Here is a 14,768-nt window from a genome sequence, read left to right as displayed (position 1 = left end):
CTCCTGTGTGCTCAGCAGTCCGGGAGGTCGGCCAGGTTGTTTCGTGTTGTGGAGTCCCGGTCCGTCCGCAGGTACCTGCCTGTGGGTCCACTCACGACCCGGACCTCGGTCCGGCGCCCGTCGGGCCAGGAAACGAAGTACGTGTGAACTCCCGAATCAATGTCGCGGATGGCCTCGCTCTTCGTTCGTGGCGACCAATGCTCCCCGTGATTGCAGAGTCTGGTGATGTCGCCGTTGGTGTTCTTGCCCGTCCTCGTAACCTGTCGTTCTGCCATGTGCGTCTCTCCTTGCTGCCAGACCAGCTCGTTGAAGTTTCAAGGCTAACGTTTCTGTGCTATGTGGAACATCGTGTTGAGGGCGGCCTCCCGGTCGACGTTGCGGCCCATTGGCTATGGCTTTGGTAAGTGTTGTCGCGCGTGATTCGTGTGCGAATCTGACGCTATAGGCCCCGAGAGAAGTATGGTTCGATTCGTCGCCGTGTACCTCCGAGATGCGGGGCGTCTGCGAGCCTTCATTGAATGCCACCTCGCCGATGACGCCCCTGGATGGATCGGCAGGGGATGAGCTCCGTACCTCAACGGCACCTGCGGAGCACGTCCACCACCCGATCGACATGGATCCCTTCATTGCGGAAGAAGCGGTCCTTGGTTCCTGGCTCGAGGAGCCATCCGCCGCTGTGATGAAGCGCGACGAGCTCCCAGTGTTTGTTGAAGACAGGCGAGCCGGATGAACCGGGCAGCGTGTCCGTCAGGTACTGCACGCGGCCTTCGCCCACGTAAGCAACCAGGTTGTGGAAGAATGAGATCTGCTTCTGGTCGCCGCCGGGGTGCTGGATGATGTTGACCCGTTCACCGAGTTCGACACGGGCCGACTGGAGCGCGATCGTCCCCCAGCGTGCGGACGGCTCGCCCGCGACCTTGACGATCGTGCAGTCGTCATCGCTGGAGGTGACGAAGAAGGCGTCAGGGTCGAAGCGCAGCTCCTCCGGTTCCGCGTCGCGGCCCTCGACCGTCTTCTGGTAGTTGAACTGGACGGTCGCGTTGGCAGCGGCGTCTCGGCCACCGAGGACGTGGTGATTGGTCACCAGGAGGTCACCGGGGATGAGAAAGCCTGTTCCGAGCGAGCCGGAGACCTTGATGCGCGCGACCGCCTGCGCTCGGCGTGTGCCGATCTGGAGGAAGTTCACCGGGACGAGCGCGCTCTGGGCGCCGAGGATCTTCTCCAGCGCTGGACCGCCGCTGCCCCGCCACGGAAGCGAGGTGATGCTCGGCGCTTCGGCGTAGCGCACCGCGGCGCCCTCGCGCAAGCGCCTGAGGATCTCGTCCTCGGGGTACTCCTCGATAGCGCGGTCGAGCACCGCGAAGACCCACCGTACGCCCCGCTTCTGCGCCTCGTCGAGGACGCTGTGCCAGGTGAGGTCCGCTCGGTTGTGGAAGGCGATGCGGGTCGCGTCGAGCTTGATATCAAAGAGGAACCGGCGCACCTCGGGGTCGGACGGGTATTTCCACGAAAGAGCCTCTCGCAAGGTGCGCATCGCTTCGGGGGAAAGAGCCTGGTTGATCATCTCCTCGTTCTCCGGTGGAGTACGCCGGCGTCGTCGCCGCGTGCAGGCCGCAACGTGGGTCTCTCAGCGAGCCAGCTCTAGGAGATCGTCGTCGTCGGGATATTCTCGAAGCGCGCAAAGTACGATATTCTTGAGGCGATGCTGTTTTCTTGCCTCCTCGAGGATGGCGTCCCAGATGTCGATGATGCCCCCGGCGATTCTGACCAGCTGCAGGCTGATCCCCGCCTCCCTGGCGATGCGCCGCGCAGTGTGCTCGGTGTCGTAGAGCGCAGCGAGCTTGTCTCGGAGGCGGTATCTATCGCTGTCGGACAGCGTGGGTCGCCGCCTCGCGCTCCTCTTCGCGCGGGGGTCGACAGCGGCCAAGCCATCGACGATCATCCAGAGGTTGCCTTCCTCATCCCCGGCGCAGATCAACCCGGAGCACGCCGCGACGCACCGGAACCAAGAGGTGCCGACCAGCGTTCCCAGAGGCCGCCCCGTCTCCAGGCAAAAGGCCCGCACCGTCTCGTCCTCGGATGCCGTGAACACGCGCGCGCCGTCAGGCGAGACGGCGCAGCCGAACACACGCCGGGTGTGACAGGCGATCTGGCGGACATAGCCGAAGCTCGGCAGCTCGCGCACCTCGATCTGGCCGTCGGCGCGGGCGAGCACCACGCGCCCTCCGTCCGGCGTTATCGCGCCGGCGAGGAGCCCGCCCGTGAGGCGGATCGACGAGGGGGCACGCGAGGCGTCGGTGAGGTGCCAGAGCTTCACCGCGCCGTCCCGCGAGAACGACAGCAGCCGCTTCCCGTCGGGGGTCAGCGCGATGCCGCTGATCGGCCCGTCGTGCGCGCCGAGCTGCGAGGGCTGATCGAGCGTCGCCCCGGAGCGGATCCAGATCGCGCCGTCGCGAGAGGCGGTGATCATCCGTCCGTCCGGCAGGAACGCGCAGCCGCTCACCAGCTTCTGGTGTGCTTTGGCGGTCTCCACGCGCACCTCGGCGCGCTCGAGATCCAGGTGGAATAGCAGCACGCCGCCGTCCCGCGCGCCGGAGAGCACGCGGCGCCCATCGGGAGAGATCGCGCAGGTAGTCACCAGGTCGGCGTGCCCCGTCAGCGTGGCGCGGCACCCGCCAGTCGCGGCGTCCCAGACCTTGAGCAGCCGGTCCTCCGACGCCGAGACAGCGAGCCGGCCATCGAGGGTCACCGCGGCCGCGGTGACCGGCGCGGCGTGCCCGTCCTGGGCCATGAGGCTCTCCGGACCTCCGAGCTCCCACAGCCTGGCCGAGCGGTCGTGCGACGCGGAGAGCATCCGGCGGCCGTCCGACGTCGCGGCGCACGCGGACACCGCGTTCGCGTGCGCCGCGAGGCGCAGGATGCGTCGCTCGGCGGCGAGGTCCCAGACGGCGATCGCGCCGTCTGCCATCCCGCAGAGCAGGTGGCCGCCCCACGGGAGGATCGCGAGCGCGTCCACGCGGCCCTGTCCCGAACCCACGCGCTGGAGGCATTGGCCGAGGGCGAGATCCCAGCGCGAGAGCGTGCCGTCCCCGCTCGCGGCGAGCACCTGCTCGCCGCCCGGCATGAGGGCGAGCGCGGTGATCCAACCCTCCTCCGAGGCTGCCGGCGAGGAAGAGCGCGCCGCGCCCGTGGGGGAGAGCTCGTACAGGCACTCTCGGGACGCGAGGTCCCAGACGCGCACCGAGGCGTCCCGCGAGCCGGAGATGAGCTGACCCGCGGGGGTCGTGATGCACACGGTCACGTAGTCGCCGTGACCCCCCAGCGTGCCGATGATCTGGAGCGAGCCTCTGTCCCAGAGCATGATGACGCCGTTGTCCGAGCCGACGACGAGCGTCTGGCCGTCGTGGCTGATCGCGCAGGCGGTGGCCCAGCGACCGCGGTTGTCGAGCACGCCGATGCAGCTGCCTGTCGCGAGGTGCCAGAGCCGCGCCGTCATGTCGACCGACGTCGACAGCGCGAGCTCGCCGTCCGGCGTGAGCGCGCAGCCCGTGAGCTCGTCGTTGTGTCCTTGCAGCGTCGCGAGCACCTCGCCGGAGACGAGCGCCCAGTAGCGCAGCACGCGATCGGCCGAGGCGGACAGGGCGCAGCGGCCGTCCGGGCTCACGACGCACGCGACGATCGCCTTCGTCGGCTCGCAGAACGTGCGCAGCGGCGTCGGTCCGAGGCGCACCCCGTGCAAAAGGCGCAGCGGAGGCAGGTTCCCCTCGAAGTGGAGCATGCGCGCGATCTCCTCGGAGGGCCATCCGGCGCAGCGCAGACGGTTGTAGAGCAGCGAGGGGAGCAGCCCCTGATCGCGGTAGGCGGACAGCCGGGTCGCCTCCGCGCGCACCGCGGCGAGCACGGCCGTGAGATCGAAGGTAGCGCCGCCTTCCGACGCGCCGATGACTGCCTCCAGATCCCGCTCGATGGTGGTGACGTCGAGCTCGCGGCACTTCGCGTCCAGATAGCCGACGTCGACGCACAGGCGCTGCGCGCCATCCACGTCGCCCGCCTCGATCCGATGCATCACCGCATGCCGGAGGGCGTAGCGCCGTCCGGCCGGGTCTCCCTCGTCGGGCGGCCACGCCGCGAGTCCTCCGAGCAGGTGCAGGTGATGATTACGGATCACCCGCTTTCCGAGCTCGTTGACGAAGACCTCGCGCACGTGCTCGTGACGCAGCCGATAGCCGAACTGGCTGTCGTCGTGCCAGTGCGCCGGCTCCCTGCGCAGCAGGTGGAACGTGGCGCGCAGGAACTCGTCGCCGGCGGCGGTCGCCGGATCACTGCCGAGCAGCTCGCCGAAGACGTGCGGCGGGAGCGCCTCGCGCGCCGCGCAGGCGAGGCCGAGGCCCTTGAGGATCAGCCCGCGTCGCGCTTCGTCCAGGTCGCGGAGCTCGTCGAAGATCTGGCGGAGAAAGGGGGTGAGCCCCTGCAAGATGCGCGACGGTGTGCGCTGCGCCGGCGGCTGACCGGCGAGCCAGTCGCAGATCCCGCTGGCGTACAGCATGTTTCCTCGCGCGCTGCGCACGATCACGTCGATGAGCGAGGCGTCGAACGGCGTGGGGAGCAAGCGCGAGCGCTGCTCGCAGATGGCTCGGCACGCGGCTTCGTTGGAGGGCGCCCACTCCTCGTCATCGAGGTCGAGCGTGCGCGCGTGCTCGAGGATGCCATGCCAGTCGTGCCGGCGGTACATCGGCCGCGAGGCGCCGAGGAGCACGACGCCCTTCGGCGGCACGCGCGGCAAGAAGCGGGGCAAGAGGCTCTTGCCGCTTCGGTCCTTCGCCGCCTCGTCGAGCCCGTCGATGACCACGACGAGCCTGTCGCCGCGAGGTACGAGGTGGCGCTTCGAGACGCGCCGCAAGAGCTCCCCGAGCCGGGTATCCGCGGACTGCTCGGCGTCCGCCAGCTCCGGGTGGACCCGCTCGATCTGCGCGCAGAGGTTGTGCACCACCGCGTCGGGTCGATCGCAGTCTTCGTGATCGCGCCGGATGAAATGGTGCGGCGTGTGCTGGGGCAACAGGTCGAGGAGGCGGTTGATGATGGCGCTCTTGCCGGCGCCGGCGCTCCCGAGGAATAGCACCCACCCGCCACGCGGCGCGCTGTCGTCAATCAGCCAGCGGAGCCTCTCGACCACGTTGTTGCGCCCGAGCAGCTCGGTGTGCCTGGATCGTTCTTCTTCGAAATCTTTGATTGCGCTGCTCACTGTGTCACTCCTCGCGCCGATGGACACCAATGAATCCAACGATAGAAACGTACGCCTCGCGTTCGCCCCCGCCGGCTCAGCGGGCAGCGTCGCGCGGGCGGCGCCTCGCGAGCTTCAAGATCTCGCCCTCTGGCACCTGCTCGGCGCGGAGCAGCGGGACATCCCTCTTGAAGGCCGTCACCCGTCCATCCTGGAGCAGATGAAACTCGCCTGCTTCCTGGCCGGGGATGCGGGCGCTGACGTCCACCCGGGCGTCGCTCAGGAGCGCCTTCATCTTGTCGAGCGCCGTCTGCTGGGTCACCCGACCGACGAACCAGCTCCGGAGGTTGTCACGACACCTGTAGTCGAGGTCGCCAGGGCTCTGGGTCGCGAGCAGGACGCCGAGGCCGCCGGAGCGCGCGCGGCGCAGGAGGTTCTCCATGGGCGCCTTGGTCGCTGGCTGTGACTGCGCCGGCAGGTACATGTCGGCCTCGTCGAGCAACACCACCGCGCGCAGGTGAGGCGACGGCGCGCGGCTCACCCAGCGGCTCAGCGCGAGCAGGAGCTGCGCGACCCAGAAGAGGACGCGCGCGCTGTCGCCCAAGAACTTCGTGCTGACGATGCTGAGCCGCGTCTTTCCAGGCTGAGCTTGGGGCCCGAGACCGAGGAGCAGCTCGACGTCGAGCGCCTCCCCATCCATCGAGAGCAGGTCCGAGGTGTTCAGCTTGAGCACCTCGAGGTCATGCACGAGGTCCTTGAACAGCCGTGTATCGAGCCGCCCGAGGGTAGCGACGAGGGCCGGATCCTCGTTGGCGATGAGCTCGATCAACGACGTCACGTCGAGCTTGCGCGAGGCGCCGTGAGCCGCGAAGAGCTGGAAGGCCTGGACAAGGATGGTACGGAGACCCTTGTCCTTGCGCGTCTGCTTGTAACCGAGCATGTCGCCGAGGGCGTGCGCCGCATAGCCGGCGGCCTGATCGCGCTCGAGGTCCGGGAGAGCCTCGATGCCGCTCGGCATCAGCGAGAGCCCGAGCTGGCGGCCGCCGGGGTGGCCCGGCGTGAAGAGGGCGACGTCGAGCCGCTCCGCCAGCGCACGCTGCCGGGCGTCGAGCGCCGCGTCCGGCTGCGCGCGGGTGAAGAGCGTCTGGCGCGCATAGCCGCAGAGATCCCCCTTGCGGTCGATGAGGATGGCGGGAATGCCGTGGAGGAGGAGCTGCTCGATCAGGTTCAGCGCCAGCGTGGTCTTCCCGCTCCCCGTGCTGCCGAGGAACGCGGCGTGCGCCGTGAGCTGCCCGGCGTCGAGCGTGAGCTTGTGGGAGACGAGCTCCCCCGTCGTGCCGAGCGCGAGGGAGAGGGCCTCCCGTGGCGCCGCTCCGTCCGCGCCGCCTGGCATCGCGCCGTCGGGACCGGCGGCCGGTGGCGGTGCACCCGGGCTCGCAGGTGACGTATCGAAGGGCGACGGCGCGGCCCCCCGCGACCGAGGCGCCGGGGCGGACGGTGGGAGCTGCTGCTCGAACCGGTCGAGGCGGTCGAGATCCAGCACGTGGATGAGCGGCAAGAGGCGCGAGATGTGGTTCTCTTCCCTGAGCCAATCGAGGAAATGCTCGCGTCGCGCGTGGGTCTCGTGGAACCTGTGGAACGCGGCCAGCGTGCGTTGGTCGCTCTCCTCGAAGACCGCCTTGCGGCCGCCGTTCTTGAGGATCTCGGCGAGCACCGAGTGCACCTGCGTGTTCGGATTGCGCGGGAACTCGCCGCAGCGGAGAAGCGCGAGGGTCCGGCGCCCGGCGCGCTTACGCGCATTCTCGAACTGGATTCGGAGCCCGCCGCCCTGGGGTGCCTGGTTGCAGACAACGACGAGGACCTCCTCGACGACGCGAGCCGCTCCGCCCGGGATCGGGACCCGGATGTCGATTTCGATGGCTCTGTCGCGTGGACGGGCATCGAAGCGAATGCCACTCTCGATCTCCTCGGCGCAATGGTTCACCGCCCACGCGAACAGGGAGGCGATCTCGGCGTCGTCCCCGGACGGGTCGTCCTCGAACTGTGCCAGGAAGTCGTTCCACTCCTGCTCGATCTTCTCCTTGGCCGCACGGATGTCCTGAGCCGCTGGGGGCCGGGGCCGTGCGCTGGGAGGAGCGCTCGTGCCCCACTGCGCCACGATCCGGCCGGCGTCGATGCACGCATCCCGGAAGATCTGGCACTCGTTGAGCGCCGCGCGGACGCTCATCCCGGAGAGCTGCTCCACGAGCTCTCGGGGAATGGGGTAGAGGGGATCGACCGCGCCGTCCGCCGGCGCGTGCCCTGCCGTCTCGTACAGGTAGGCGAGGCGCTTCTGGATGATCTGCTCAACCTCCTCGTTGCTCCGCTCCGCGACCAGAAGAGCAGGCGCCGGGTCACGCTCGACCCGATCGAGCGTCGAACGGGTGAGGCGGACGCGCATCGTGTCGTAGTAATCCTTGAGGCAAGCGATCACGATGATGGACGAGGGCACCTGATCCGCGACCGCGCAGAGCGACGACATCACCCGCCGGAACAGGGACTCGGCATCGTTGACGCGGTACGCGTCCTCGAACTGGTCGACGCAGAGGACGAGAGCGCGGGAGTCGCACGCCCACATCAAACGGCCGAGCTCCTCGACGACGCGCTGGGCGTCCTCGTCCTCGCGCTTCGGTGATAGACCCCCGAGGAGCTTCTGCTCCCGCTCCGAGAGCACCTCACAGCGCAGGTACTTCACGACCCGCTTCTTCAGCGCCGGATCTTGCCGCTGCAGATAGAGCAGGGCGCGGATGAGATCCAGGTCGAGGTCGGCGTAGCGGGGATGCCTGATGAGCTTGTCGGCGGCGCGCTCCACGAGATCGACGACCTCGCCCTCGTCCAGGTCCTCGCGCTCGTTCAAGGAACGGATGGACTCGGGATCACCGCACCTCGCCGCGACCGCGTTGGAGAGCCGGAGCAGACCCGAGCCGGTCCCCAGCGCCTCGTAGTAGGTCTGGTCGAGCGAGTCGACGAGGTTGCTCACCAGGTAACGGCTGTAGCTCGTGACCGACGTGGTCATCTGCATGTACCCGACGAAGCCGAGCCCGTTGAGGTGAACGTGGTTCCGGAAAGCGCGCACGAGGTGCGTCTTTCCGCTGCCGGACTCGCCGAGGAGCAGCAGGATCCGGCCCGCGTCGAGGCCGGGCGGGGTCGTCACCTGGGTGAGCAGCCGCTGGAAGGCCGTGCGGGCCTCCTCATGCACGGAATCGACGTCGAACGGATCCTCGCGCCAGATCTGCCCGCGGTGCTCCACGGAGTGGAACACGTCTTTCTTTGCTGTCGACAGGAACACGTCGAGCAGGGCGTCCTGCTTCGTCATGGTGCACCCCTTCTCCCTCTTGCTCGTCGACGCCGGCGGCGCGCGCGCCCTGCGCGCGGACCTCGCCGGCGCTCCCCACGTCAGATGCGCACGAAATGGAACGTCGTGCTGAGATACCGGGTCTCCGAGGCGTCGACGTCGGCCGGGTCCATGGCCTCGACCAGGTCGGCGCGGTTGAGCGCCAGGAGCCCGCGGCGATGCGCGGAGACCAGCCGGGCCTTGAACGCGTCCGAGTCGCCGATCGCGACGCCGTCCTCGGCGAGGCGCCGGAGGACGTGCGAGATGAAGACCTTGTTGTCCCCGAACCGCCCGGTCTTCGATGCCCGCGCCGCCTCGAGGACGCGCGCGGCGAAGGCGGACTCGTCCGCTGGCAGCGCGGCTGTCTGGGGGGCGAGCAGGCCGCGCGCTCCCGTGCCGAGGGCCGACGCCTTTCTCACGAGCAGGTCGATCGCCTGCTTCAGCGTGCCCTGAGGAGGCGCGTCGGCTTGACGGCTCAGCAGCACCCGCATGACCGCGTCCACGGTGAAGGGATCTGCCGTCGTGACGCCGATGGCGCTCCAGGCGACCGCGCCGAGCACACGCGGCAGCGATGGGGCCTGGCCGAGGTTGAGGCGGAAGGCGCTGGCGAGGAGCGTCGCGATGCTAGCGGCCTCTGCGTGAGGCACGTCGACGGCAATGTCCCTCCGGTCCTTCGCCGCTGACGTCTCCTTGTCGAGCATCCGGGCCGCTATGCGATCCTTGAGCTCCGTCCAGGTTACCTTTCTGTGGTCCTTCAGGTGAAGGGTATCGCGGATGGCCTTTTGGCCGTCGCCGGTGATCTGATAGGAAGATCGCCTCACGTGTATGGCGAGACCAGATTGCACAAAGTCGATGAGTTCGTTCTCGATGAGCCGGATCGTATCGTTTCGATCTCGCCTACCTTTGAAAAGAAACGTCAGCATCTTCGCGATTTCGTGTGCGGTGAAACCCTTGTCACGGAACAGGAGCCGGCCGAGGACGTAAGTGCCCAGGCCGGAGAGGACGACCTGTCCGTTGGAGCTCATTGGCCTACCTCCATCACCCTCGCGGTGGCCCTCGCCGCGCGGCGGTGCACCCGCCCGCGGATCAGCTTCGATGCGTCGAACGGCTCTACATGACATCGCACCTGCTTCGGCTCGACGGCACCCGTGAAGCGACCGTTCAGGACCTCCAGGAGCGCCAGCACGTCGGAGAGCTTCTGGTCCCCCCGGTCATCCTTGTGGGACACGGACGGGACGCGCTCGAAGTAGCCGTTGATGAGGCCGATGACGACGGGTCTCTTCAGCGCCGCGCAGTAGATATCGCCTCGAGCTGCGGGCGGCAGGAAGATAGCGTCAATCTGCTGCTGGCCCTCCGCAGCGGGGAGGGTGGGACCTGTGAGGATGCAAAGGTTCATGATCTGCGCTCCGAAAGGCGCCGCTGCGCGCGCGCCGGGGATGTAATCGAGGACGTTGTCGAGCCGCTCGAGGACCGGGATGAACACGCGCACCACCGAGATCTCGAGCTCTGGGCTGGTGAGAGCTGTGCAGGGGCGGCTCGCCCGCGTGCTCCTGCTCTTCGCGCACAGCTTACCCATCGATCCTCCAGATCCCGATCTCCGCGCGTCCGTCCTCGGGTGGCGCGCAGCGGAGCATCCGGAAGATAGAATGGGGACCGCCGCCTGCAAGGCGAGATTTATTTCACATCATTTCAAGTCCGGAGCGTGCATCAGCGATCCGCGCATCGAAGCGCGAAGGTTCGCAGCGCTCATGGCCCGCACTGGAATGTCATCGCATTCCCGGGCGGCTGGACAGCACGAGTCGGCCGTCGCGCGCTCAGGTGGAAGAGCGCTCGCGCTGGACGTCGAGGGGTCCGTATATTAGGGAGGGAATAGTAGCACTCGCAGAGTGCTACGGTCGCAGAGGCTACGCCTTGTGCTCCTCCACACGTCCGGTCCCGAGCCGGATCTCCCCCCGCCTCCGCTGGACGATCGCAGACCCCAGGCCGGCCTTGGTGAAGGCCTGGCGTGCGCGGTAAAGGAGGACGTTCAGGTATGTCTCCTCCACGCCGAGCCAGTCCGCTAGTGTGGACACATCGATCCACCCCTGCTCGTCAACGGGCAGACTTGCTTCTTCGGCCGCCTTCGCCCGCTCGCGAGCGAGGAGTAGCAAGGCATAGAAGGGTGTGATTTGGCCGAGCGGCAGCGTCTCTTCTCCCTCGACCGCCTCGATGCGCACGTGCTCCTCGTTACGGCTCACATGAAAGCGTAAGGTGCACGTGGCGAGCGAGAAGGATGGCTTCGTTTTGTACGTCCCGACGACGGGCGAGGCAGGAGGCACCGTGAGTGTCCACCTCTGTCCCGCGAGCGTGACCTCCTCCCCGTCCGTCACCTGGCGCAGCGACCCATCTGAGCCCTCCATGAGCCACCGGCCCGTGGAGTCCGTGATGATGGATGCGAGGACGTTGTCCTGGTCCGGAAGCGCGAGCAGCCCGTCCACCGCCTGGTGGACCTCACCCGTGGCAACCGCGCGGGCCACGACCACAGGTCCACGATCGTCGGTCAGCTCCCATCTCTCGGCGTCGCTGCCAAGCCGGAGAACGGACCCCTGCTTGAGGTCCGCCTTGTCCCTGGGAAGAACGCGGACCTCGTCGACGAAGGTGCCGTTGGTGCTCCCCAGATCGCGGACCTGCCAGCGCTCGCCGTTCCAGGACACCGAGGCGTGATCGTTCGAAGCGGCGTGATCGGCGAGGCGCACGGCAGAGCTCGGCGCGCGGCCCGCGACGGAGTGGGCGGCCAGCACCACCGACCTTCCCGAAGAGACATGCCGGAGGATTCCCATCGCGCGCATGGTAATGGACACTGCTCGTGCAGTACAATGCCCTTGACGGACGGGGAAGGACCATGATCGAGCGGCTATGCGTCATCGCGGAGCGGTACGGGATCGGCGGGGAAGCGCTCCGCGAGCTCACGGAGCTGTACGAACACGCGCTCCCGCGGACGCCGACGCAGCGCATCGGCGACCCCCATCCCACCGTCCCGGCGCCGTCCACGCCGGAGGAGCTCAAGCGCCGGTATATCGACGTCGGGCTGATCGCCGTCGGTGGGTTCAGCGAGGTGCGGGAGGCCTGGGACGGTCACGTCCGGCGGTGCGTCGCGCTGAAGATGCAGCTCCCGTCGAGGAGCTCGCCGGACGACTGCGCGCGCTTCCGGCAAGAGGTCACGCTCACTGCCCAGCTGCAGCACCCGGGCATCGTCCCGCTCTACGACTGGGGCGAGCTGCCGGACGGCCGTATCTGGTTCACCATGAAGCGGGTACGCGGCGACACGATCGGCAGGCGGATCGACGCGCTGCACAGCCACAGAGGCGCCGAGTTCGTGCGAACCCTGCGCCGGCTGCTCGACGATTTTCGTCGGCTCTGCGAGCCCGTGGCCCACGCCCATGCCCAGCGCATCATCCACCGCGACATCAGCCCTCAGAACCTCATGGTCGGCGACCTGGGCGAGGTGCACGTCATGGACTGGGGCCTCGCCCGCGACCTCGGCGGAAGCGTGGCGGTCCCGTGGGCCGGGGGTGCGGCCTCCGGTCCGGCTGCGCCGGATCTCTCGGAGACGAGCGTGCGGACGCGCGTCGCCGGCACGCCGTTCTACATGTCTCCGGAGCAGGCTCACGGCGAGATCGCGGCCATGGGTCCGACGAGCGATGTCTACGCCTTCGGCGCCGTGCTGTACGAGATCCTGAGCGGTCGACCGCCGTACGCACCTCCGCGCGGTGAGCGAGAGGGGCCTGAGCAGACCATCGAGCGCGTCCAGAGCGGGCCGCCGCGGCCGATCGAGGAGGTCGCGCGCATCGAGGTTCCGAAGGAGCTCCATGCCCTGTGCCGCAGGGCGATGGAGCGGGCGCCTGCGGGCCGCTACGCTGATGCCGGCGCGTTGATGGAGGCGGTGCGCGACTGGCTCGACGGCGCCGATCGTCAGGAGCGCGCGGCGCGCATCGTGGAGGATGCGCGCGACGCGCACTGCGCGCGGATCGCGCGCATGCGGGCGGAGGCCGACCAGCGCAGGGCGCGGTCGCGGGAGATCCTCGACGGGCTCCGTTCATTCCACCGAGCCCAGGAAAAGGCGGAGGGCTGGAGGCTCGAGGACGAGGCGGCGGCGATCGAGCAGAAGGCGTTGCGAGAGGAGATCTACTGGACACAGAAGCTGCGCTCGGCGCTCAACGAGGTCCCCGATATGACACAGGCGCACGCCGCGCTCGCCGAGCACTACGCGGAGAGCCTGCTGCGGGCCCACGCCGAGCACGACCAGCCCGCGGCGACCCGCTTCGCGGCGCTCCTCGAGGACCACGCCAGATACCTGCCCGAAGGCGGACGCGCTCGCTACGAGGCGCTCCTCCGCGGTGATGCGCGGCTCACGCTGGTGACCGCGCCAGAGGGCGCTCGCGTCGCCATCAAGCCTTACGAGTCGGTCGGCCGCTACCTGATGCCGAGCGACGAGAATGCGCTCACAACCATCGCGCCGCTCCGTGAGTTCGGCCTCCGGCGTGGCAGCTACCTCCTGCTCCTCACGGCGCCTGGCTATCGCGAGGTTCGTTACCCGGTGGCGCTCGGAGGCGACGAGCATTGGGACGGCGTCCGCCCTGGAGGGACAGCGCCGTACCCGATCCGCCTCCTTCGGGAAGACGAGCTCGGAGCGGACGACGTCTATGTCCCGGGAGGGTGGTTCATCGCCGGCGGCGACCCGCGCGCGGGGGAGAGCCTGCCGCGGCGGCGCGTCTGGCTCGACGGGTTCGTGATCAAACAGCATCCCGTCACGAACGCCGAGTTCGTCGCGTTTCTTAACACACTGGTCGAGGAAGGACGTGCTGCCGATGCGCGCCGGCACTGTCCAATTCAGCCCTTCGGCGCCACCATGAGCGACGACGCGCCGTTGGCCTACCTGCTTGATGCGCGCTCGGGACGCTACAGCCTCAAGTCGCCCGAGACCGAGCGTGCGTTGCCGGTGGTCTTCGTCGACTGGCCTGCGGCGATGGCCTATGCAGCGTACTGGGCGCGCAAGACCGGCCTTCCGTGGAGGCTCCCGAGCGAACTGGAATGGGAAAAGGCGGCGCGCGGCGTCGATGGGCGGTTCATGCCATGGGGGGATCAGGTCGAGCCCACGTGGGCGTGCGTGTCGGGCAGCCACCCGGAGCGGAAGAGCTTGATGCCCGTGCACGAGTATCGCACCGACGTCAGCCCCTATGGAGTCCGCGGGATGGCGGGCAACGTGCGCGACTGGTGCGTCGAGCGATGGTACCTCGATGGTCCGCGCGTGGAGGGCGACGTCGTACAGGTCGAGGTCGCGCCGGAGGACGATCCCGCCTTCCGTCCAGCGCGCGGAGGGGCGTGGATCTCGGCTGGCGACCTGATGCGCCTCGCGGTCCGGTACTCCGAGCCCCCCACAAGGCGTCACGGCGTGCTGGGGTTCCGCCTGGCGCGACAGATCACCGTGTGATGCGCCAGGCTCACGAGCCGCCGCAGACACTCGTGGTGTAGTACCAAGTCCATCCGCCGATGTCGTTCGGATCCAGGCTAGGGGCGCCGTTCTCGTCCTTCACCAGCTCGAAGCTGAGCTCGCCGGGGGTAGCGCTGAACAGCGCTTTCGCGGCCTGCGTCTTGTACCATGTAACCTTCGCGAGATTACCCTGCGCATCCTGCTCGACGAGTAGGCCGATCATCTTGGTGCTGTCGTCAGGGTCCGTCGCCTTGTAAAGACGTTTGCGCGACTCGGAGGGGTTGTACACACCGCAGCACCAGCTGGCGGACTGCGAGAGGTCGAGATGCAGCGGCATGGCTCCGACGAAGCTGTCGATCGCCTGCTGTGTCCCCTCGATCCTGTCGGCTTGCATGGTAAGCGAGGCGATGGTGTCGATGGATATGCCGGTGTTGCCGTGGTGGTACTCGCGGTAGGGAGCGCGTTGGGCCGTCGTCTGATCGTTCATCACCACGATTCGCACAAGGTCGCCCCCCACCCCATCAGTAACAAGGCGGATCTTCGTGATGACGCGCGTGTCCACTGGAAACTGCTCGTGTCCCGGGTCCTCATGGAGGTTCTTGCTTTCGTTGATGTCGGAACGCACGTTGTGCATGTGTGTCATCCTCGGTTGAAGAAGCGCATGGAAAAGCGCGCCGACGCATCGACGCGCGACCGACGGCGAT

Annotated in this window: 9 protein-coding genes; 1 reads left to right on the top strand and 8 read right to left on the bottom strand. The window is 68.1% G+C overall.

What is annotated here, in order from left to right:
• Positions 1-11: 11 nt before the first annotated feature.
• From WMF42_RS31610 to WMF42_RS31580, 7 genes are all read right to left on the bottom strand, one after another.
• Entirely contained in the window at positions 12-275 is a 264-nt protein-coding gene (locus tag WMF42_RS31610) for a DUF3892 domain-containing protein (RefSeq protein WP_437686501.1), read from the bottom strand.
• A gap of 299 nt (positions 276-574) precedes the next feature.
• Entirely contained in the window at positions 575-1,564 is a 990-nt protein-coding gene (locus tag WMF42_RS31605) for a trypsin-like peptidase domain-containing protein (RefSeq protein ID WP_433928285.1), read from the bottom strand.
• 63 nt (positions 1,565-1,627) lie between these two features.
• Entirely contained in the window at positions 1,628-5,242 is a 3,615-nt protein-coding gene (locus WMF42_RS31600; RefSeq protein ID WP_437686498.1) for an AAA family ATPase, read from the bottom strand.
• Positions 5,243-5,318: 76 nt separating this feature from the next.
• Complete coding sequence (locus WMF42_RS31595; RefSeq protein ID WP_437686496.1) at positions 5,319-8,576, bottom strand: AAA family ATPase; 3,258 nt, start codon at positions 8,574-8,576, stop codon at positions 5,319-5,321.
• A gap of 80 nt (positions 8,577-8,656) precedes the next feature.
• Positions 8,657-9,619, bottom strand: coding sequence for a hypothetical protein (locus WMF42_RS31590; protein ID WP_433928279.1), 963 nt, complete (start codon positions 9,617-9,619; stop codon positions 8,657-8,659).
• Positions 9,616-10,170: a hypothetical protein gene (locus WMF42_RS31585; RefSeq protein ID WP_437686494.1), complete on the bottom strand. Its 555-nt coding sequence runs from the start codon at positions 10,168-10,170 to the stop codon at positions 9,616-9,618. The genes WMF42_RS31590 and WMF42_RS31585 overlap by 4 nt, the downstream gene beginning before the upstream one ends.
• Before the next feature lie 328 nt (positions 10,171-10,498).
• Complete coding sequence (locus WMF42_RS31580; RefSeq protein ID WP_437686492.1) at positions 10,499-11,413, bottom strand: FHA domain-containing protein; 915 nt, start codon at positions 11,411-11,413, stop codon at positions 10,499-10,501.
• 62 nt (positions 11,414-11,475) lie between these two features.
• Between WMF42_RS31580 and WMF42_RS31575 the strand changes: the two genes are divergently transcribed.
• Positions 11,476-14,064, top strand: a complete 2,589-nt coding sequence (locus tag WMF42_RS31575) for an SUMF1/EgtB/PvdO family nonheme iron enzyme (RefSeq protein ID WP_437686490.1) — start codon at positions 11,476-11,478, stop codon at positions 14,062-14,064.
• 10 nt (positions 14,065-14,074) lie between these two features.
• Here the strand turns inward: WMF42_RS31575 and WMF42_RS31570 are convergent, their stop codons facing one another.
• On the bottom strand, positions 14,075-14,698 hold the full coding sequence (locus WMF42_RS31570) for a hypothetical protein (protein WP_437686488.1): 624 nt from the start codon (positions 14,696-14,698) through the stop codon (positions 14,075-14,077).
• Between the last annotated feature and the right edge of the window lie 70 nt (positions 14,699-14,768).

This window comes from Sorangium sp. So ce176, from assembly GCF_051519835.1.
Classification (GTDB): Bacteria; Myxococcota_A; Polyangia; order Polyangiales; family Polyangiaceae; genus Sorangium; species Sorangium cellulosum_G.
This window is presented reverse-complemented; position numbering and strand designations above follow the sequence as displayed.